Annotated in this window: 7 protein-coding genes; all 7 read right to left on the bottom strand. The window is 50.7% G+C overall.

Annotated features, from left to right (window positions below; all coding sequences use genetic code 11):
* Nucleotides 1–6: 6 nt before the first annotated feature.
* The 7 genes from ADU23_RS18825 to ADU23_RS18795 all read right to left on the bottom strand — a co-directional run bounded on the left by ADU23_RS18825 (nt 7) and on the right by ADU23_RS18795 (nt 23,761).
* The gene (locus tag ADU23_RS18825) at nt 7–924 is read right to left on the bottom strand and encodes a carbohydrate ABC transporter permease (RefSeq protein WP_053375138.1); all 918 of its coding nucleotides are present in this window, start codon (nt 922–924) and stop codon (nt 7–9) included.
* A gap of 84 nt (nt 925–1,008) precedes the next feature.
* The gene (locus ADU23_RS18820; RefSeq protein WP_053375137.1) at nt 1,009–2,373 is read right to left on the bottom strand and encodes an extracellular solute-binding protein; all 1,365 of its coding nucleotides are present in this window, start codon (nt 2,371–2,373) and stop codon (nt 1,009–1,011) included.
* A gap of 216 nt (nt 2,374–2,589) precedes the next feature.
* On the bottom strand, nt 2,590–5,586 hold the full coding sequence (locus tag ADU23_RS18815; RefSeq protein WP_053375136.1) for a sialidase domain-containing protein: 2,997 nt from the start codon (nt 5,584–5,586) through the stop codon (nt 2,590–2,592).
* Between the two features lie 80 nt (nt 5,587–5,666).
* Complete coding sequence (locus tag ADU23_RS18810) at nt 5,667–9,566, bottom strand: glycosyl hydrolase family 95 catalytic domain-containing protein (protein WP_053375135.1); 3,900 nt, start codon at nt 9,564–9,566, stop codon at nt 5,667–5,669.
* Between the two features lie 70 nt (nt 9,567–9,636).
* Nucleotides 9,637–14,523, bottom strand: coding sequence for a discoidin domain-containing protein (locus ADU23_RS18805; protein WP_053375134.1), 4,887 nt, complete (start codon nt 14,521–14,523; stop codon nt 9,637–9,639).
* Nucleotides 14,524–14,549: 26 nt separating this feature from the next.
* Nucleotides 14,550–18,509, bottom strand: coding sequence for a family 20 glycosylhydrolase (locus ADU23_RS18800; protein ID WP_053375133.1), 3,960 nt, complete (start codon nt 18,507–18,509; stop codon nt 14,550–14,552).
* A gap of 98 nt (nt 18,510–18,607) precedes the next feature.
* Nucleotides 18,608–23,761 carry an endo-alpha-N-acetylgalactosaminidase family protein gene (locus ADU23_RS18795; protein ID WP_053375132.1) on the bottom strand — a complete coding sequence of 1,718 codons (5,154 nt, stop codon included), beginning with the start codon at nt 23,759–23,761 and terminating at the stop codon, nt 18,608–18,610.
* Nucleotides 23,762–23,796 lie beyond the last annotated feature (35 nt).

The following is a 23,796-nucleotide window of genomic DNA, read 5'->3' as shown; positions in this document are numbered from 1 at the left end:
ACCTCATTACATTTCTATAGTGTCCCGATGAAGGATACGGTTCAGAATCAAGGTTGTAACTAGCGATAGTACTAAAATCAGAACACCTATCGTTGCCCCGTAGCTGAGATGATATTGCTTGAAGCCCATTTGATACAAATAATAGCCTAGCACCTGCGTTTGATTATCGGGCCCGCCCTCTGTCATAAGCTTCACGATAATAAATGAACCATTCAGCGTTGTAATGACAATGTGGATAACCGACGTCTTGAATTGCTCCCAGATGAGCGGCATCGTAATTTTCGTGAACTGCTTCCATTCGTTAGCCCCGTCTATGCTCGCTGCTTCATACAAGGAGCTGGGAATCCCTAGTATCGATGCGATGATGAGGAGCATATAGAAGCCAATGCCTGCCCATACGCTCGGCGGGAGAAGCGACCATATCGCAAGGTTAGGGGAGCCGAGCCAGTTAGTCGTTACGGGGTTATCGGTAAATAACGAGAGAAACGCATTCAGGAAACCAAGCGTCGGATTATAAATGAAGCTCCATAATACCCCGATAACGACAACGGATATAATATTCGGGAAGAAGAAGACAACCCGGTAAAATCCGTATTCCTTGAGCTTGAGCCTCGTTAAGGCGACCGCGAAAAAGGTAGCCAGCAGCATGATCAGGATGACCTTCCAGAAGATTAGGAAATAATCATTTTTAATGGCTGTCGGAATAATAGAATCCGAGAATAGTTCCTTATAATTATCAATACCGATAAAATTCATCGTTTCCGACCCGCCGGACCAATCAAAGAAGCTCAAGTATAAGCCGCGGATCAACGGATAGATCGTAAATAAAGAGAATAAAGCTAATGTGGGGAGCAGGAAGCTTGCAATAAACAGCTTGTTGCTCCGTGAGCTTGTATTTTTCTTTTTCTTTATTGTCGAGATCATGATTTCCTGCCTCCCTTATGATTTGAAAGAACAATCAGAGGAACGAGCGTCCTCTGATTGTTGGAATGAAGAGAGGTAATCGGATTAACGTGCTTTAGCTGCTGCTTTCTCCATCCGGTCGATCCACTCATCCGGTGTAATGGTCTTCTGCAGCAAAGCGATTGTTGCGTCATTTTGCGCTTGCTCAAGGTCCGAATTCAATTTGAATACAGGTGCTACGATCGTGTCGCCGCCGTTAAAATAGTTCATCGCTGTTTTTACGACGTTGCTTGCGCTGGAGGATTCCAGATCAGCTTTCACGTTCATTAGTGCGCCAGTAATCTCTGCCCAGCGTACGGCTGCTTTTTTCGTGAAAATAAACTCGATAAACGCTTTTGCGGCTTCCGGGTTTTTCGCTTTTTTCGCGATAGCGATATTGCTTGTGTACGGAATCGCTACATATTTGCCGCCTGCATTTTGCATAACCGATGGAATGAAGCCGAATGTAAAGCCTTCAGGCGTATCCTTGCTCATTTCATTTTCCAGCCATAGACCGTTCGGAATCATCGCATCCTTATGCTGCAAGAACAGCATTTGCGAATCGGTATGGTTCATACCGTAGGAAGCATTGTCGAAGTAGCCTTTATCGCGCATATCTACTAGCTTTGCTAAAGTTTTCTTAACGGCATCATTGTTGAAGGAGCCTTCTTTAGCTGCTTCCTGGTCTTTCAGAATTTGCGGGTTATCGCCGTTTTCGGATACGAAACCGGAGTTGAGCAATCCGCCCACGATGTAGTATGGATATTTGCCTGTGTGAATGTAAGGGTTAATGCCGGATGCTTTGATTTGTTCGCTTGTCGCCATGAAGCTATCCCAATCCGTTGGCACAGCCCAGCCCTTTTCCTTGAAAAGAGCCGCGTCGTAGAACGTTCCCCACGAGCCGAATACCATTGGAATCGTATAGTTTTTGCCGCTAAAATCTTGCGGGCCGGCAATCAGGTTGCTGACCAGATTCTCACCGTCAACATTATTCGCCTGCTTCACCCAATCCGTGATTTCCATCAGCTGGTCATCTTGAACCATTTGCGTTTCGTTCGAACCGGCGCCATCAATGTACACGACATCCGGCGGGTTGCCTTGAATCCAGCGCGGCTTCATTTGCTCATTGATTTGGGAGCCTGCGGACTCTTTGATTTTCAAATCAGGATACTTTTGTTGAAATTCGCCAATGACTTCTTTCCACCATGCGTCGCCATAGCCGCCGACAAAATATTGGATTTCAAAGTCTCCCGAAATTTTTGGTTCCTCTGCTGGCTTCGCTGTTTCTTCAACCTTGGGAGCATCCGTTGGCTTCTCTGTCGCTGTCGCCGGCGTGTTGTTTTTGTCGTTGCCGCTGCAGCCGGATAGAGCCAGCAGAACAAGAAATAGTGCCATTCCCCATGTAACTCTTTTTTTGAATTTGTTCCCCATTGCTTGTAATCCTCCTTAAAGTATCGTTCATGCTTCTTTCATCTGCTGTCTTCCTCCGAACTCTAGTTGTTTTCGTCATTTCTGTTTTCTCATTATATAAGTTGTAAAAGCGCTGCCACATGATATCTTTTGTAGTGAAGTTGATGTTTTTTGTCCTAATCTTAATTCCTTATCCCTATTAGAAAAGGGTAGGCCGCATGGCCTACCCTTCGTCCATTATTCTAAAATGATTTTGGCGATCGCCGCGAGATCCTCGATATCGATTTTGCTGTCTTTATTCGTATCTGCCTGTTTAATTTGCTGCCAATCCGGGCTCGTAGAATCTTTGCCGTAATGGGCTGCGACGATAGCAAGATCGCCAACGCTTACTTTGCCGTCTCCATTGATGTCACCCACGATTCCCACAGGAGCCGGCGTAATCTCTATGCTGTGCGCGGAAGGAGCCGCCTGCGCTTCAGCTCCTAGCTCATCGCCGAGCACGGCTGACGATACGGTAATCGTTCCCGTTACAGCGGCGCTCGCTTCCTTCGCTTTAAAGCTTAGCTCCAGCAGCTCCGCAGCTCCCGTGACCGCATGGCCGGCGCCAACGCTAGCTAGAATGAAACGAACTTTTCCCGGCTCGCTCGTTTCGGTTTCAATGAGATTAACCCCATCCATTAACGATTTTGCGGATGTGAAATCCATGACAGCAGGGTTGTAGAGCACCGTAATATCTTGTGCGTATACGCTTTGCGTGACATTTTTTAAACCGAATTGAATCTGGAATGGTTCACCCGATGCCGCTTTGGCTGCTCCCGTAAGCTGAGTCGCCGCTCCCTGCGCCTCGGCAGCTTTTGAGACGACTTGCGTTTGAAGCTTGTTTGCGGCCGTTTGTGCATTAAGGGCATTGCCGTAAGCATTGTAAGCTTTCAGATTAGGTCCAAACCCTGCACTTAGCGTATAAGCGCCTGGGGAGAGCTCCGGAAATTCCGCCTCGAAAATAAACTCCGTACCGGATGTATTCTGGCTTGCCAATTGGAACACTACAGCTGCGTCACCGATGGTGCCCTTTAAGCTTTTGTCGCCGCTAAGCAGCATATAATGGTCAAATGCCATTTTGATCCGCAGCTTGTCATGCAAGGCATATCCGCTTGGTTTAGGCGCGTCAAGCACGATCGATTTCGCCTTCGCTTCGGGACTGCTGCCTTGACGCTGCCATTTCAAATACGATTCATTAAATTTGATAAAGCTCATTTGCTCGCTTCCGGTGCCTTCATAAAATAGTCCAATCTCGCCGTTTGCTAGATTAGCTAGGCTCGAATACGCATAATGGCCCTCCTTCACCAGCTGCGAATATTTCCAATCGAAAGCATATTTGGTTCTGCCATTCGAATAGGTGCCGTTTTCAACGATCAGCCCAACTTTAACGGTACCATTAGTTCGGCTTGACGAGCTGCCCGGGCTGGCAAAAATAACGGCTTCCTTCCCATCGATTTGGCCGTTATACCGAATAGCCGTCATTTGGCAGTACGCAGCCGGCAAGCCGCGCTCGGTTACAACCTCCGAATCCCATGTTTCCCCGCCGTCAAAGCTTGTTGCGATTTGGGCGTAACCCGAATAGTTTCGCATGAATAGCTTAAGCTGGCCGTCCGGCATCTCAACGACCTGCGATTCCGTAATCTCATTGCCCGTAAAAGTCCTTTCGTTTAACGTAATCCCATTTACGATGCGCCCTTCATTAGGCGATTCCCCGCGATGCCAAGTCGCGCCATGGTCATCGCTATAGATAACCGCGCTTGCTTGAGCGCCGTTTTCGTTGGTGAAATAAACAGGATAAACGAGTCTGCCCGCGTGAGTTCCCTCGGTCAGCTGGATTCCCGTTCCCGGCCCAGCGCCGAGAAACGCCATCCAATCCTCTTTCAGCCCCGGATTCATATCGACTGGACCCTCCCAAGTCAGTCCTTCGTCGTCGCTGTGCCACAGCTCAAGGTAAGAGGTGCGAATCGGCTTTAACGGCGATGCCGGGAGGAAAATATGGCTGACCACAACGCCGTTGTTTGACAGGTTTCTCTTCTGGTCTACGACGTATGTCGTTTTAGCATTCGCGCTGTCGTACACCTCGCCGTTTTCTCTTACGGTAAACTCATTATTGTTTTGATCCTTAAGAATCATATATCGTTTTCCATTGACCGTCTTGAAGCCGCTGCCTTTCACCGAGGTAGGAAATCCTCCGCCATCTGGAAAACCAAGCACAAGCGAGAAGATTCTCTTCGTTTCGAGATCTTGCAGCAAGGACTGGTCAATATTAGACGCGTTGCCGGGATAATTGTTAATGAGTATGCCGCTCTCTTCCCACGTCTTGCCGTTGTCCAAGCTTCTTCTAACGAGCATATCGATATTTGCCGGCGAGTCGCCGCCGTGGTTGATCCGTTTATCGATGCCTGCGAGCAGCGTTCCCGCTTCCGTTTGCAGAAGAGCAGGAATGCGGTAAGCGTTCGAGCTATAGAGTCCCGGATAAAAAACGGAATATGGCTCTGTAATGAGAGCGCCCTCCGGCAATGGATTTTGCACCGGATTCGTGTTTGTAACGCCCGTAATCGCAAGCAGCTCCTGATCAGCAAGCGGCTTTCCGTACACCTCTGCAAAATCAATCTCGCCGTTAAACGGATAGGTGTTGGAGCCGGCCTTCCGCTCCGTGCGCCCGAGTTGCGAGCTATTGGGTTCATACACACTGCTCAGAAACTTTCGTGCTGATGCCGTATCGGTTTTGACCAATTTTCCATCGAGAAAATATTTATAGCCTTGATTTTTGTCAACGGCCATCGCTACCGTATGAACCTCTTTTTGCCTCACCGCAACGTCCGCTTTGACATGCGTGTTTACAGCTGTCTGGCCTGGCGCTTCCAGACGGTTTTCGCTGCCGATGGCAGACGGGGTCACATAGAGATGAAAGTGGCCATTTGCCATCGTGCTGTTGCTTAGTGAAAATAAGGACATAATCGAAGTGCCGGAATAACGAAACCGAACGATAATCGTCCCTTCCTCCAGCCCTTTCAGCGCATCCACCTTGTCGTTCAGATTCGTATAGTTATTGTTGTAAATTTGCTGATTGTCGACTCGAAAGACGAGGTTAGGGTCGGACGCTTCCAACGTTTGTTGGTTTGCCATAATCGTTGACGGCAGCATAACAAAAACCATGATCAAAGCAAGAAAAGCAGATGCAGCTTTCTTCAATTTTATACAGCTCCTTCGTTTTTGATAGAGAAGGGAGAAGCATGCGAGATGCCCTATGGTTCCCCCATTTTCTAGAATAGCTATTCCAGCATTTTCCGAGCGACAGCAGCTAGGTCGATAAGATCGATGCTGCCATCTCCATTGATATCCGCATGCTTAACCTGTGCCCAATCTGGGCTGGACGAATTTTTGCCATAGTGCTTAGCGATAATCGCAAGATCGCCGACGCTTATTTTGCCGTCGCCGTTCGTATCCTCCGGATTGCCCCTCACCTCCGGCGTAACCTCAATCGCGATAACGGCAAGGCCTACACTCGTCTCGCTGCCCTGTGCATCTCCAAGCAAAGCCGATGCAATCGAGACATTTGCCGATACCGTATCCGATACTTCCTTCGCTTTAAAAGCAATATCCAGCACCTTCGCATCTCCCGTGACGGCTTTTCCAGCACCCGTGCTTGCAAGAATAAACCGGAGCGTGCCTGGCGCGTTATGCTGCGTCTCTAGCAGCTGGACGCCATCCTTAACGGCTGCGGCAGATACAAAATCAAATCGTTCCGCGTCATAGCTAAACCGGAAATCCTGCGCATAGACGGACTGGGTCACGCTTTTGAGGGCAACGCCCACTGTGAACGTTTTTCCGCTGGCAATCGACTTTGGCCCGGTTAACTCGGCAGTCGAAAGCGCTTCGTCCTCGTCGTAAGGAAGATACTCAAAGGCGTCGATCATTCCAATCGTATTGGAGGAAGCGTTGTTCTTGGTACCTTTCACTACTACTTTTATCGTGTGCGGCCCTTTTGGCAGAGCCGCCCGCTCGAATAAAACCTGCTGCTTTAACGTGGCTGGCCCGTAACCATCGATGTTCTCCTCCGCTAGCTCGCCATCGATATAAACGTCAATTCGGCCATGGTTCGCCTGCTTCGCGCTTATTAGCTTGATCTCGGTGCCTGCGAACGTCAATTCCGCAGAGCTGCCCGCCGTGCTGCTAAAGGACTCCGTGCCTTTATAGTCGCCGCCATCGTTGTAAGGGCTCCATGTCCCTGAATAAACAACCGACGCATCACGATCATCTACTTTTACCGGCAGAATCGGCGGCTTCATATGCGATACGATTCGGTATTGCTCCCCTGCCTCTGTGCCAAAAGTAACGATGCCGTCCTTCAACGCGTAATGGATGGATTGGTTGTCTCTTGCACGAACGATATTGAAGGAGCCTTGCTCCACAAAATCCTTATATTTCACCTTCGCTTCATTGCCTTGCTTCGATGTAATGGTTGCTTCTTTCAGCGCTGTATCCTTCCACGTCATCGCCACCTCGAAGCCGCCTCTTGCCGCCAAGCCTTTTACGCTTCCCGCTGCCCATGCAGAAGGCATAGCCGGCAAAAGGTCGATCGTTCCCGTATGGCTTTGCAACAGCATCTCCGCTATGCCCGATGTCGCGCCAAAATTGCCGTCGATTTGGAACGGCGGATGCGTATCAAACAGATTTTGCAGCGTGCTGCCCTTCAATTGCTCCCCGAGCAGCTTGTGCGCGCGGTCTCCGTCCTGCAATCGCGCCCATAAATTAATCTTGTTCGCTTTGCTCCAGCCTGTTCCGCCGTCGCCGCGTGCGTTTAAGGTCACTTTGGCCGCAGCGAATAAATCCGGCGTATCCACTTTATTGATGAGCGTGCCCGGATACAAGCCGATCAAATGCGAGATATGGCGGTGCTGGTCGTTCGGATTGTCGATATCATTTTTCCATTCCTGTACCTGACCCCAGCTTCCGACCTTCGGCATCCACAGCTTGCTTCTTTTCTCGAGTGCTTCTGCGCGCAAGCCGCTATCCAGCCCAAGAACCTCGCTTGCTTCAATAAACTGCGTGAATAGCTGCCAGATCAGCTCCTGATCATAGGAGACGCCGATAGCTACGTCTCCTTGCTCCGGGGAATACGAAGGGGACGACACCAAGCTGCCATCCGAATCCTCTACCAAATACTCCAGCCAAAACTGCGCCGTTTCTTTCATCATGTCATAGACTCTGCCTTTTAATAGATCCGTATCTCCGCTGAAGGCATAGTGGTCCCATACCTGCTGAACCATAAAAGCATTGGCTGCGGGCGACCAGCCCCAATAAAAATCCGAGCCGGGAGCCGTATAACCGAACGGGTTGTTTACGGTATGGATAGCCCAGCCTTCGCCCTTTATGCCATGCTGCTTTTGCGCCGTTACGCGGCCCGGCTCCCTAAGTGAATCAATGTAATCGATATAAGGAATATCCGTCTCCGCAAGGTTTACTGCCTCAGATGGCCAATAGTTCATCTGCACATTAATATTCGTATGGTAGTCGCTATTCCAAGGCGGGTTATTCACCTGGTTCCATACGCCCTGCAAATTCGCCGGAAGCGAGCCTTCACGCGAAGAGGCAATGAGCAAATAGCGCCCATATTGGAAGAAGAGCGCTTCCAGGCTTCTTTTCTCACTCTCAGTCGCATTTGTTTTATATTTGTTCAGCAGCTCACCGGTAGACAGCTCAGCCTCTCCCCCGCCTAAATCCAGCTCTACGCGGTCAAACAGCGTTTGATAGTCCGCAAGATGGCTTGCGCGCAGCTGGTCAAAGGTTTTGGATGCAGCCGCATTCATACTCTCTTCTACCTTCGCTTTAGGCGTTATAACGCTCTTATAGGTTGGAAAATCATTCGCGTAATCCGTTGCGGCCGTCAGCAAAATCGTGACTGCGCTCGCCCCAGCTACCGAAATCTTTCCTCCGCCCGCGGTAAGCGTTCCTCCCTCGTTTTTCACCTTAAGCTGAGCTTCGTAACCCATTTTGTTGCTGGGGACCAGACCCTTAAGGACTAACGTGTCATTTCCTGAAGCTGTAACGGAATGGGCAGGCTGCGCGCCTGTTACACGCACGTCAAAGCTTAGCGGACTCCCTTCCGTAGTCAATCTCATGACCATAACCTTGTCGGGATAACTTAAAAAATACTCCCGTTTATACTTCACGCCATCCTGCTTGTAGGTCACTCTTGCCATCGCATCCTGAATATCCAGCTCGCGCCTGTACTCGGATACGTTTTTTGGCGCTTCCGCTCCATCATTCAGCTGAAGCTCCGACAATTGGATTTGCGTACCGCCCTTGCTTGCAAGATCAAACTTGTAGAAGACATAGGGCTGACTGTTCGTAAAGGTGTATGATTTCTTTTGCTTGCGGCTCTCGAACTGTTCATTTGTCCTTGTGTCTAGAACCGTCCACGTCAACCCATCATTCGAGCCTTTAAGCGTCCAGTCCTTCGGGTCGCGATTCGCTACATCATTCGCGGAAGTGAACGAGTAACTAGCGATCGCCTTCGCCTCGCTGTACTGCCAATTAATCCAAAACGGCGGCTGGCCGTCGCCGGAATACCATTTCGTATCTACGGAGCCATCCGTAAGCTTCTCGATCCCTTCACCGTAAGCCGGATTCGACGAGCTGGCTGTTACCGTATAGGTCGCCTGCTTATTGAAATCCAGAAATACGTCTCCAAAAGCTTGGTAAGCGCCAAAGGAAGAATCGTTAGCGCCCATGTTGCCGGTTATGCGGCCAACCAGCGCTCTTGCCTCATTGACTTTGCCTTCCTTCAGCAAGGTACGAATCGTCTCGACATGCGTTTGAGCGCCGTCTTTGATCCCGTATTGATAATTCGGGTCAGCGCCTGGACCGCCGCTCCATAACGTCTTTTCGTTAAACTGAATGCGCTCTTGGTCGACGCCGCCGAACACCATGCCGCCCATATGTCCGTTGCCGATCGGCAGCGCCTGCGTCTCCCAGCTCGTTGCAGGCTGCCCGTACCAAAGCGACAGATTATTCTCAGGTTTTGCTGTATGCGCTGTCTCTGACGCGAAACCTGCACCGTCCGCGCTTGCCCTCGAAGGCACGATATACGTTGCTATGACCGAATAAGTCATTAACACAGACAACAAAAGCGCCGTTTTGGCAGCCAGCTTATTCGCTCCGGTATTCAATGTCAGGAGTCTCCTCTCTTGAAACAAATAGGGGCTTATCATCCTGCGGATAAGCCCCCCCATTCATGGCTTACTCTAGTATTTTCTTAGCAATCGCTGCCAGATCCTCGATGCCGATCTTACCGTCGCCGTTCAGATCAGCGCCTTTGATTTTCTCCCAATCCGGGCTTGTCGTATCTTTGCCATAATGGGAAGCTGCCAGAGCAAGATCCCCAATGCTGACTTTCCCGTCATTGTTCGTGTCACCCGGAATTCCGATGACGACCGGAGCCACTTCCACGCTAATGGAAGAAGCCTTCAGCTTCGACTCCGTCCCGTTCTCGTCGGCGAGTGTCGCATCCGTTACCGCGATCGTGCCTGATACGGCTTTCACAACATCGCTTGCCTTGAAGCTAAGCTCCAGCACCTGCGCATCTCCAGTCAGCGCTTGGTCTGCACCTGCGCTTGCCAGAATAATCCGCAGCTTGCCCGGCGATACCGTCTTCGTTTCAATAAGCTTCACGCCTTCGATTAACGACTTAGCCGATTGGAACGTCATGACCGAGGCATCGAAGTCGATGAAAATATCCTGTGCATATGCCTTGCTCGTCACAGCTTTGATTCCAAATTGAATAGCAAATGACTCGCCGCTCTGAACGCTGCTCTTGCCTGACAATTGGGACTGCGGCTCCGTGGCGGTTTTCTTCACTTGGAATACCGAAAGCTCGGCTGCCGAAGCAAATTCGCCTACTCCTTGAACGGCTTCCAGCTTCACGTAAGCAGCATCGACCGGCTTGAAATTCGCTTCCTTCAGCGCATTATTTCTGAGCCATGCGCCGCTCGTTGCCTTCGTAAACGTTTCGCCATCCATGCTTGTGTACACGTTATAGCCGGTAATCGTTCCGTTAGCCGCATCCGGCCTTGGCAAATAACCAAGCTTGCTGACCTTGAACGTGCCGCCTAAATTTACGGTAATCGATTGCGGCAGCGGATCAACGTTGAACCATTTCGTATGCCAGTGCGTATCCGGATCTCCGTCAAGCGCAAACTTCGGATCGTTTGTGCCGGTTTGCGAGCTTGTTGCCGTAGCGCTCATTTGGCTTGCCGGAATCTCCACGAGCTCCGTCTGGCCAATTACCGTCACTTCGCTTACAGCCGTAAAGCCTCCCTCTACAGTCGTAACCGTAATCGTCGCCTTGCCCTGTCCCTTCGGCGTCACTTTGCCTTTGCTGTCAACCTCTGCTATGCCCGGGTTGCTGCTTGCCCATGTTACCGATTTGTTCGCAGCGCCATCAGGCTCTACGCTTGCGATCAAAATAACCGGCTCATCCAAAACATTCAGCGCAAGAGATGCCTTATCAAGTGAAACGCCAGTAGGCTTCTGTCCCCCGCCTAACGGAATGCCGAATAATTTAAACTCCGAGAAGCTCGCTTTCGCAACCGCATCCGGCAGTCCGGTTACCGTAATTTTTGCGTATCTGCCTTGGCTGCCAAAGTTATCCTTCAGCACCGCGCCAATGGTAGCATTGCTTGAACGGTCTACGACCGTAATCCAATTCGTGCTGCCGGCCTCTCTCACTTCAATCTTGTATTTATAAAGCTTGTCGCTATGCTCGAAGGAAACCTCCGAGGATTGAATCGAGTACATGCCGCCCAAATCAACGGTCCATGTATGGTTTGCAGACGCATCGTTTGCTGACCATCTTGTAGCCGGGTTTCCATCATTTCCTCCAGCTGCCGGGAACAATGGATCCTCGCTATCGGCTGTTGCAGCCTTGCCTTCGGAGATAAGCTGAAGCTCCGGCGCCCCTTTCGGCGCTTCATATACGTCCAGCTCCGAAGCAGACGCGAAGCCGCCAAGCGCAGCGACCGCTTCCAGCTTCACATAACGAGCCGATACGGTATCAAAGGAAATATATTTTTTCACATTATTTCGAATCCACGTGCCGCTAGAAATATTCTTATACGTTTGTCCGTCTGTGCTGACGTATAGGTTGTAAGAGGTAATCGTTCCGTTTCCGGCATCCTTGCGCGGAGCATAGCGGAACTGGCTGATCTCATACGCCTTGCCAAGATCAAGGATGATCGATTGCGGCAATTTGTCGGATCCGTCCCACTTTGTATGCCATACGGAATTGGAATCTCCGTCGATCGCTTTGGATGCTTCGCTGCCGGATTGGAAGCTCACAGCTGTAGCCTTCATCAGCTTTTTCTCGATAGCAGTCGGCGCCGGCATCAACAGATCCCGGTACACGTTTATTTCCGCCGCAGAAGCGAGGTTGCCTACGCCAGCAGTCGCCTCCAATTTAACAAAGAGCGCCTCAGCAGTATCAAACGTATCCACCTTCTCCAGCTTATCGGCGTTCCATTGCCCGCTGCTTACCTTCGTATAATTTGTGCCGTCCAAGCTAACGTACACGTTGTAATCTGTAATCATTCCGTCTGTGCCTCCGTACTGCCTTGGCAAATATTTAATTTTATTCACATACTGCTTGAATCCTAAATGGAGCGTAATCGACTGCGGCAATGCAGCGCTACCGTTTAGCGCGGTGCTCCAAATCGATTCGAAATTGCCGTCAATCACGTTTGATGCAGGGGCAGCTGCATCCGCGCTAGTTGCGGTTGCAATCATATCGTCCTGCGGAATTTTGCTTGGATCGGTATCCGTCGTTGGCAGTTCAATAACGACCGTATCCAGCAGCGGCGTCGTATCGGCTGCGAAGCCTGACACCTTCAATTCAAATGCGGCATTCGTAGGCATATCCAATGTTTTCACATATAAGATGCCTCCTTTATTCTGCGCATCGTAATACCAGCCGCTTGCTGAAGCATCCCATGCTGCCTTTGTTGCAAGCTCCGCGGAGCCAGATGCATCAACGGTAACGGCAGTCGGCTTATTCGGCATATGAATCATAAATTGATTCGTGCGCGAGGCTAACTTGCCGTTATAATCGCCCACGCTAGCTCCGACTTGAATGACTAAATCACCTGTTCCTTGTTCCGGCGCGATTGAGGTAATGACCGTTTTGGCAAACTTGCCGCTGCGATGCTCCTTGGTCACGCCGTCATCCTCATACAGCTCAAAGCTTGACGTTCCGTAAGGATACACATCATACGTGATCGGATTCGCCGGAACTTGCCCGTCATAGAGCGATTCCGGGTACATCGGTATAATCGCGCCGGCTTTGACCAGAAGCGGCAGACGGTTAAGCGGCGCCTTGTATTCGTCCAGCATTTTGGAGCCGTAATGCGCTTCGCCAGTCCAGTAATCCACCCATTTGCCTCTTGGCAAATAGATGCCGTTTCTGCTCGAAGTGTCTGAATATACGGGAGCTACCAGAAACGAATCGCCAGACATGAATTCGTACTGCGTGAGCAGCCCTTTTGCATTCGGATCGTTCGGATATTCATAAATCATGCCTCTGACAAGCGGTGCGCCTGATTCATATGCTTCATTTAAATAGGTGTAGAAATAAGGGGTCAGACGCTCTCTTAATTTCAAAGCGTCCCGATTGTAGCTCGTGTAAGGCTCGCCCCAAACCCATGGCTGTTTGTCTTTAGAGGCCCAGCCTGACATGCTCATTAGAATCGGCGTGAACGTCTTCCACTGCAAATCCCGCACGTACGTCTTGGCGCTTCCGCCAAAGATGCCGTCCACATCGCCCGTGGCATAAGGGATGCCGGAGAGCCCCGCGCCAATCAGCGTTGGAATGTGGAACCGAATATACTCCCAATCACCAGATTGATCGCCTGACCATACGGTGGAATATCGCTGCGTCCCCGCCCAGCCGCCGACGGACCAGACATAGCCCCTAGCGTCTGAGTTGTTTTCAATGCCTTGATACGCCTGTTTGCTTCCGTTTAGGGCAAAGTCATAGCCAGGACCGACCCAAGCCACGTCAAGCTTGGCTAGCCTCGTTCCGTCCACGCCAACCTCATGCGCGATTTGATCAACGCCGTTTTGCGTCCATAAGCCCGTATAAAAACCTAGCTTTTGCAGCTCATCCACCGTGTCGCCTAGATTCGTATAGCCGCAGCCATAACCGTCATTTGGCAAAATCCATGCGCCAGGCATGTCATGGTCCCGATACGCTTTGGCAACCTTGTCTACGACGTCAATCGTCGTTCCAGGCGCTCGGTTGTAACAATTCGCATCGCCAAAGCCCATCCCCCATCTTGGGATCAAGCTCGGCTTGCCCGTCAGATCGGTATAGCCGTTCAAAATATCCTTCATCGTATCGCCGTAGAAATAATAAGCATCAAAACGGCTCTCGTTATGCGTCAATGAAAGGACATTATCGAAATCGTACGTTCCGGTTTGGAAAGTATTGCGCAGCACGCCATACCCGGCTGTACTGAGGTAAAATGGGGATGGGTTCGACACGGTGCCGCTTCCCCAGTTGCCGTATTTGTTCGCGATGTCAATTTTTTGGCCGCGGTGCGAGAAAAAACCGTTTTGCATCCCGCCGCCATAAAAATATTCATCATCGCCGCGAACGAGCTTTTGCGTTGTAGACGAGTCATTGTAGGTTAATCCGCTCGCTTCCTCCCATACGAGCGTCGCGTTATCCTTTTTGTACATAGCGAACTTTAAAGGATTCTTATAAGCGCGCAATACGAATTTGCCCGACTCCATTTTGTAATAAGCGCCCTCATCGGACCATGTCACCGCGACTGGTCCAAAGTCCTCCTTGATGACGATTGGCTCAGCGGGCTTAGCTGACGTTTTCCCTTTTAACTCGGTGAACTGGCCTCCGACTCCGAGCCATAGGCGCACCATATCCTCTTTGAGGAAAATAACTTTGACCTTGTCGCTGCCAGAGGTGATCGTGAACGTCTTGTCATCCGTTTTTTCAAAGCTCGTAATCTTTCCTACAGCGGCAGCCTTGACGGCATGCGGATTTAACAATAAGAGCGTTGCCGCCAGCATGGCGATAAAAGCAAACGCAAACCCCCAGCGGTATTTGAAAATGGCCACATAATCTCCCCCATTCGGTTAATGAACTACTCCAACAATTTTTGAGCGACAAACGCAAGATCTTGAATGTCAACGATGCCGTCTTTGTTCACATCTGCCCGCTTCGCTTGCTCCCAATCCGAATCGGCCGATGTTTTTCCATAGCTCGCCGCGACGATAGCAAGGTCGCCAATGCTGACTTTGTTATCTCCGTTCATGTCTCCCGGCAGTCCTGGTTCCTGAATCTCGAAGCTAATCTCGGCAGAGGATGCAGCGGCTTTGAATTCTTCTCCGCTGTCGGTGCCCATCCATGCGTCAGACACGGCAATCGTCCCGATTAAAGGCTGATCCAGCTTCTTAGCCGTAAAGGCCAGCTCCGCGATCAGCGAATCTCCCGTTATGCCATGCTCTGCCCCTCGGCTCGCCATCAGCAGCCGCACGGAACCCGCTCCCTGCTTGACCTCCAATAGAGCAACGCCTTCGATCAGCGATTCAGCTGATTTAAATGCCATAAGATTGGCATCATACCGAATCGTAATGTCCTGCGCATAGACGGACTCGGTTACACTTCGGAGACCTACGCTGACTTTGAACGGCTCACCGTACGTTACCTTGCTCGGAGCCGAGATTGACGTAGATAAAGCTTCCGTATTTGGTACAACCGTCACTTTGCTAACAGCCGTAAATCCGCCAGATTCGGTCGTGACCGTCATATCGGCATTGCCCGCTCCAATCGCCGTAACGATTGTTTTGCCATTCACGAGTTCAACCTTAGCCACAGCCTCATCGCTGCTCGCCCATACCGCTTTTTTGTTCGTCGCGCTTCCCGGGAGCACAGTCGCAACAAGCTCAGCCGTTTCCCCTTTTTTCAATTGAATCGACGGTTTATCCACTTTAACGCCGGTTACCGCAACTTCGGCAACATTATTGTTAAACTGGAAGTCGTCAAAAACAGCTGCCGTTGAACCGAATACCCGAGCACCCATCTTGCCCGCTTCAACTGGGAGGTTAGGCAGAACGCCTTCATAATAGGTCGCGCCATTCACGATCAGCGTAATAAAGCTCCCCTCGAACTTGACCTTAACGGTTGCCGTTTCGCCTTTTCGCAGCATGGCCCCTTGCTCGGAGGTCATCGCCCCGTAGCTGTCCTGCGCGTTCACCCAGTACCAGCTGCGCTGGTCAAAGCCAACCGAAGCCCATGAGCCTTCATTCGCATACCGGAAAATAATGCCCGCGCGAATGACATCGCTCTGCGGAGTCACTTTGAATTCAATTTCGCCGTTCTGAATCGCCGGAGCATTTTCATCCACAAACACGTTGCTGATGTTATTTGCAGTCAGCTTTAGCGAATGCTGCCCTGCATTCCCCGGATCGTCCACAAGGGACATGCTGCCGACGCCGGCTCCGATCGCATGTTTCCAGCCGTCCAGCGCGTTATCTTCGAAATTTTGCTTATAGCGCACAGGCACCGGGACCGGAACAGGATCATTCGGATTCGCCGGATAAACCTCAAATTCGTATAAGGAATAACCGTATTGGCCGATCCGCTTCGTACCCAGCATTCGCACATATCGTGCGTTTTCCGCTGGGAATCGAACGATCTCCACTCCGCCTATGCCTGCCCCAGTCGAATAAACGTCACGCCACGCCTGCGCGTCATCCGAGACTTGAAGCTTGTAGCCTTTGGCGTAGGATGCCTCCCATTTGAGAATGACCTTGCCAATGTCGAGGGTTTGCCCCAAGTCCACATAAATCCATTCATTATCCGTATACTTCGAGGACCAGCGCGAGGTCTTTGATTCATCCTCATCGAATGCCAGGTTTGCTGGAAAGGAACTTACTTCTACGGAAGAAGCCGTTGCCGTCTTATGAGCCGCAGCGTTGACGGTCCATGGAGGTGAGCCTGCTTCCTCGCCAATCTCTTTCCCCGTTAGAACGCGGTCATAGATTTTGAATTCATCCAAAGCTCCTAGGAAGGAGCCCGTCTTGCTGCCGATGGCGGCCGCAGGCAGCAGCGTCGTTTCGGATACGGTACTTTTAAGCTCACCGTCAATAAATAGGGAAGTTCCCTTCAAATCGCCACGGAAAGCGACATGCACCCAGCGTCCCGTTGGAATAGGGGCATTGAAGGCGAAATCATAGCCTTCGCGCGAGAAGCCGGCATTTGCGCTGCCTTTTTGCTTCAGCTTCAGCATGCCGTACTCCGATTCCGTGAAAATCGCTTCATCCGATGACGAGCTGTCAGCAAGCTTTACCCAAGCAGCCGCCGTCCAAGGGAAACCTTTAACCGTCAGGCCAGTCTCGATCCGATCCGTCTTCTCGTTAAACTTAACCCCTTTGCCCAGCTTCCCTTCATTCGTCCGCTCCGCGCCTTTGAGCGTGCCATTGTATGCATTGCCGGATTGATCCGCTGCCGATTCATTCCCCTCTTCAAAGGAATAGTGAACGACCGTCTTACCAGCCGAATCCACCTCATGGAACAGATCGTTTCCAGGCCCAATGCCTAGCTGATCGCTAAGCTGCTTGAACTCGGCATAAGTAGAATCGCTAGATTGCCCTCTCCACATTTTTTCCGCCATCACCGGCATCGCCTGCGCCACCCGGTCATGGACATCCGCCGCGCTTACTTTCTTGCCAAGCAGATCGTTCCACACCGCGAACATGCCGCCGAGCAGGTTAGGCTCCCCGTCTTGCAAACGGAGATTGTTCCCGAAGTAGGTTGGCTCCCAATTGTTATAGAGCCAATTCGTATCCAAGTAATCGCGGTAATAACCCGCCTTTGGCACCATGTACAGGTAACCGTCCAGCGTATTGATGACCTTAAAGCCCTGTGCGACTGAATCGGCTGGATTTTGCCAGCCATTGTTCCAAATGTGGGTAATGATGTCCTTGTCGACTGGCGTCGTTCCGGTGAATAACGACAAGCTGCCCCACATGCGGGACACTTTCCCTTTGCTCTTCAAATACGCGTTCATTTGATTGAGGTATTGCCTATAAAACTCAAAGGTCGTTTTATCATTCCGATCAAACTCGTCGGCGCCAAAATGAATTTCTTTGCTATCGAACCATTGATCGTCCAAATATTCATCCATGACGTCTTTGACAAAATCGATCGTTTCCGGGCGTGTAATATCCAAATGGTCGACAGGCAAATTATTTTTCACGAGATCCGGTCTAACCTTCGTTAAGGCGAGCGCATGGCTAGGCGATTCGAATTCAGGCGTAATATTGAGACCGCGAACGCCTGCCAGATCCTGAAGCTCGCGGAAATCCTGCTTCGTATAGTGCCCGTCCTTAGCGGTCAGCTCCGGGTATTTGGCGCTTTCCAAACGGAACGCAGAGTATTTATTCCAGTTCAGCCTGCTGGTATCGGAGAAGATCTCGTTATCATTAAGATGAAGCTGGAAATCATTCAGCTTGTAGTAGGACATCATTTTGGCATATTCCTTCAGATCGCTCATCGGAAAAAATTTACGCGCGACGTCCAGCATGAAGCCGCGTTCCTGGTATTTAGGAAAGTCCTTCGCGATTCCTTTCACGATGCTCGTCTTCAACGGGTCCTGCTCCAAAATTTGCAGCGCTGTTCTCGTTCCGTAAAAAACGCCCTTCATCGTGTTCGCTTTTATTTTCACGTAATCGTCAACCTCAAACGTATAACCTTCGTCACCAATCGATTCATCTCTCGCGCTGTTTGCCGCAAGAACGAAGTCACCGCTTGAGGCTGGCTGATCACTGACAATCGAAATATTTCTGCCAGTCACCTCTTTCAGATCGTCTTGGAACACTTTCGCCGCCGCTGATAGATTGCAGTTGCAGCCCGCGGACTGTAAAACAATGCGTGAACGGTCTGTTATCGCGTAGGAGCCGCTTCCGCCCGTCCACTCCTGCAAGCTTGGTATGACTTTAGGCTTAGCATTCACTGCTGCTTCCGCTGCGCCGATTGACTGCAGAGGTATGGAACAAAATATCAGGCTGGCAATACCGATGATACTCATCCACTTTTTCATATAAAAATCGCCCCGATTCCTTATTTTGAGCAGGCAGAAAGAAGGCTAGCGGCATCATGCTGTCAATCACATCATGCCGCTAGCCTAGTTGAATTAATTTACTCTACGATTTTTCTAGCGACGATAACAAGGTCTTGCAGATCAATAACGCCGTCTCCGTTAATATCCGCTTTTTTCGCTTGCTGCCAATCCGTGCTGGACGTTGTTTTACCGTAGTGGGCTGCAATGACCGCCAAATCGCCGATACTTACTTTGCCGTCACCGGTAACATCGCCGCTAATGCCCTTATCGGCAATCTCGATGCTAATCGTCGAAGGGGCAGCCGTCCATTCCACATTGCCGTCGGAAATGTCAGCGCTAGTTACGGAAATGATACCGATCACTTTCCCAGCCGAATCCTTGGAGCGGAAAGTGAGCTCCAGCACATCCGCATTTCCAGTGACCGCATTCGCGGCTCCCTCACTAGCAACGAGGAAGCGAAGCACGCCTGGCGTTGCATGCTGGTCACCGACGATGCTCACACCTGTAATTAACGATTTTGCGCCTACGTACTCCATCGCGCCGGCGTCGTATTGAAGCTTAATATCCTGCGCAAAAATCGTTTGTTCCAAGCTGCGAAGCCCAAGCTTCACGGCAAATTCCGTTTTTGTCGGAACGCTTGCCGGCCCCGTCAGAATCGTTGACGGCTTCAGCTCTACCTCCGCTTTTTGCACCGTAACCTTGCTTGTTGCCGTGAATTTCCCGTCTACCGTCGTTACGGCAATATCAGCTGTACCCGCCTTCAGCGCTGTCACGACAACTTTGCCATCTTGCGCAGCCACCGTGGCAACCGTATCGTCGCTAGTAGACCAGCTTACCTTTTTATTCGTTGCATTCTCTGGCAATACCGTTGCCGTAAGCTCCGTCGTTTCACCTTCCTTGAGCGTAACCGCCGACTTGTCTAACTGAACGCCGGTAGCTCCGATGACTTCGGATGGGTCCTGCACCTTAAACACATGAAGCTCCGCTGCCGAGGCAAAATTGCCTACGCCCTCTGTCGCCTCCAGCTTCACATGCGTTGCTGCTGTCTCCGCGAACCTGACGGATTTCACCTTCTCATCACGAGTCCAAGCACCGCTTGCAACTTGCGTGAAGTTGACGCCATCCGTACTTACCGACAGGTTATAACGGGTAATGATGCCGTTTACCGCACCCGTTCTTGGCGTGTAATTAAATTGATTGATCGTGTAGCTTCCGCCAAGATCCAGCGTAATGGATTCTGGCAGGTGAGGCGGGCTCCACTTTGTATGCCATAAAGTCGAGATGTCGCCATCAAGCGCGTTCTGCGGATCGTCGCCCGGCTGGAAGCTGGATGCGCTAGCTGTCATTTGCGATTGCGGAATGAGCGTATTCGCTTCATAGACATGGATCATTACAGCTGCGCTTATTTGGCTTCCATCGGTAGAGGCTGCCGTAATGGTAGCCGAACCGATGCCATGAGCGGTCACTTTGCCCGCTTGATCCACGGAGACGATTTCCGCATCGCTTGAGCTCCATTGCAGCGTTCTATTAAAAGCGATAGCTGGTTTTACTTGCGCAACCATTTGTGCGGATTCACCTTTATTCAATTCCATTTCTTGCTTGTTAAGCGTCACACTCGTAACGAGTACGCCTTCAACAGGTACGATAGGTCCTTCATCGTCAACGCGAATATTATCGACGACGAGTGTTCCCGTTAATTCCTTTTGGTTATTTGTTTTGTTTTTTATAATGGCTAAATATGCGTTTTGTGCGCCTTCCGTAGCAAACGTAAGATCAAGCTTGTTTTTCCCTTCCGCTAGATTTTGGGTAACGAGATCACGCACGACACCGTTCTCATTAACGCGTACAGCTACGGTGTACATATCCAGCTCGTCGGAATTGTAGTCCAACGTCAAATGATACATATTGTCCTGCTTCATCCGGAGCGTGTGCGGCAGCGTCCGCAGCCATTCTCCCGTTCCTTCTTCATTCGTTTTGAGCGACCATTTGCCATCCAGCACATAGCTCTGAATATGGCTGCCGCCCTTTTCGACCAGATGGGTACGAACTGGGCCTGTTTTCGAATAAACGAATGGTCCCCAGCCCTCATCAACATTCTCGAAATCCTCGTACAGAATGGAAGCGCCTGCATCTGTTTTAGTTGGATTTTCCCATATTCTCACGTCGTCAAGCACTACGTTGCCGCTGCCTTTCTCCACCTTCAACGACAAAGTTGCCGTGCTGCTCACCGCATCAAACGATACTTTAATGCGTTGGAATTTGGCGCCCGAATATTTATGCTGCTGCGACAAATAGCCGTGCTCGGTGTCCTCCAAATAATTGACTGCCTCGGAGTCTCCTTGCTTCACGCCGATTTGCATCTTGCGTTTGCCGTCTTCCTTCACCCATACGGAAGCGCTATACGTTTTGCCTGCCTCAAGTCCAGTGATCGTCTGCTCGATCGTTGCGTCCTCCGGCCCGCTTACCTGGAGCTGATCCTCCGCATTGTTGTTTTTAACAATTTGGATATGATCGGTATTTGCTGCCGTCGACGATTTGCTCCAGCTATTGAAGCTTTGGCTGTCGAAGCTCGGGTCCTTCACCAAGCCGCCATCGCCCCACAGCATATCCTTATTTGCCTGAGCCGCCGTTTTGTAGAGGACATAACCGATGCCCTTCTCTGCCGTTAGCGTCACCTCGCCGTTTGTCACTTGTACGCTGCCCGCCGGCTCATGTCCAAGGTCCGTCAGCTTATATAGCTGAGCCGTCTGCACATTGCTCCATGAAGCCGGCACTTTCCAAGTCGTAGCCCCGCCAGCCGGATTCCAGTGATAGATTTTCTCTTCCGATTCCGGGCTCCAAGGAATGAATACCGTGCTGTTGCTGATGCTGCTGCTGTCTGTCATGATCGCTATGTCATTGCCGTCCTTGCTCAAATGGATTTTTGCGTCTTGACGGCGCTCTACGACCACATTGTTTTCAAACTCAACGCGGTTTTCAGTCATTTTTGTAATCGGGAAATACTGCATATATTTGGTCGGCAAATTGTGGTTGAAAAATGCCGCTGTCGTATCCTTATAGCTGTTAAATGCAGAATTGCTTTGCCAGTAGCCTACGCCAACCTGTTTGTTCCCCTTAAGCAGCGGCGTCGTTAAAAATCCATCCAGCACGTGATTGCGCATGAAACGGATAATTTGGCTGCTGTTGCCTTGATTCGGATAACCGGGATCCGTTCCCCAGTGTACCCACGCGGCTTGCTGGAATAGCGGGCCGGCAAATTCCGTTCCGAGCATCCAGCCGTTGCCGTTAATATAATCGGAAAGCTTCTTCGCATTGTAATCCGCGCCGGAATAGACATCTACATATACAAAGGATAGATTGTCACCGGTGTCGCTCTTGAGCATATCAAGGCGACGCTTCAACTCGCCGGATTCCACATCCTTTGTTTTGTTTACGTAGTAAGCCTGATCGAGCCAGCCCCAGCCTTTGCTGAGCGGCTGCGTCATATTTTCCATCTTCGTTTCGTAAGCATCGAGCATATATTCCGTGGCATTGATATGAACGCCGCCGAGAATATTGTATTTTTTGCCCTCGCTAAGCACGTAATTGAAATCGTCGATACCGCCTTGGCGAATACCGATATGGCCGCCGTAATCCGGATGCGAATCATCATGCCCTTCGGCTTGATACCCTTTGAACAAAATGATCTGCCCGAATCCATCCGTCAAATTCGATATTTTCTTCGCGTTATCGAATGCGCGGAGGAAAGGGGTGGATGTCGTCGAGCCAATGTTCATGCTGACATAGGAGAGATTGTCGCGGATCTTCTCGCTGCCAAACGGCACCTCTGCATGCTCGCGGTTAGCGATTGCGCCATCCTGCCAGTCGACCAGGCCGTCATCGTTCGCATCCGGTGTCAGAATCACTTTCGCCCATGGCAATGGCTCGGGTTCCAGCACATCGCTGCCGCGGTATACCCAAGCACCGCCCGAGATGGCTGCTTTCTTCGTCCCAAGCTGCGCATCCGTTGCCACCTTCACGCGAACCTTATCGTTATCGTTCACGACGTTCGTGATCATTGTTGCCGCTAATTGATCCGTGTTGAGGAAAGCATAGGTGCGTCCGCCGCTAACATCGGTTGCCCCTGCTTTAAGGTCTTTGTATTCCTCATTAATTTCATTCCAGCCGCCCGTTACCCAAGCAGCCGTTTCCTGCGCCTTGGCTTGTGTTCCGAGAACCGAAACGAGATCGTGATTTGGCCATTCGATCGTTTTAACCTTTACCGTGCCCTTCTCCTCCAAGCTAACCACGTTAAAGTTAAGCACGTTATGCGATAGCTCCATCGCCACCTTCAAGTCCACGTTAATCTCTGGAATTTGAAGCGCGTATACGGCCGTTTCTCCTTTCGAGCCTGCTGCTGCACTCTTCGCATAGGCGGCGGCTGTAGGGAAATAGGACTTGTTATTGATTTTGATCTCATTAAACCCGTTTATCTGGCCTTTCATTTCCGCATTGCTGCTGTTCCAAACGTAAGATTTCACCCGCGGAAATTCCTTGTCGATTTGGACGGTCATCTGCTCGGATGCGAGCGTATCAATGACCGTAATCGGCTTAGGGTCAGGAGTCGTTACCTTCGCTTCCGTCACCTTCAAATCATCAATGGTTATCGTCTTATTGGCGAACCAGCTGCGCAGTCCGATCTTGCCGGCACCAGTCGGCACGCTCGGCAAGCTTGTGCTTAGAACGCTAGTGCCGTCAACAAACAATTCCACGCTGTCTTTCACATAACGCAGCTTGAACGTATATTGCTGCCCGGCTGCAAACGATGGACTGGTGGAAGCGATATTGCCGTAGGTTTCTACGCCGGCCTTCACGGCATCCCAGCCCCAGCTGCTCGTATCGTATTGGATGACATTATAATTGCTGCTATCGACATAACGGTAGACCAGCCCAAACCGCGTCGGCGCCTCATTAAACTTCAGCTTGACTTCATACTCGCCATCCGCGTATTGCGGTGAATCCTTGTCGTATACGATCACCGCCCCCTGCGTAACGGCTTTGACTGCTCCGTTATCCGCGGTAAACGTTGTCGTTCCTTTGCCTGCGGTCCAACCGGTAATCATGCCGTCATTGTAATCCTTAATGTAGGCATCACTGGTCTCAGCTGCAAATACAGCGGCTGACGGCATGCAAAGCTGCACGCCCAGTAACATGGCCAAAAGAAAGCTAAACGGCTTGTTGCTTCTTTTCACTGCGATCATCCTCTCTTTGCTAAATTAAAAACAAA

Origin of the sequence: Paenibacillus sp. FJAT-27812 (genome assembly GCF_001273905.1) — a bacterium.
In the GTDB taxonomy this organism is placed as follows: Bacteria; Bacillota; Bacilli; order Paenibacillales; family Paenibacillaceae; genus Pristimantibacillus.
The sequence above is the reverse complement of the archived record's forward strand: the minus strand, read 5'-3'. Positions and strand labels throughout refer to the sequence as shown.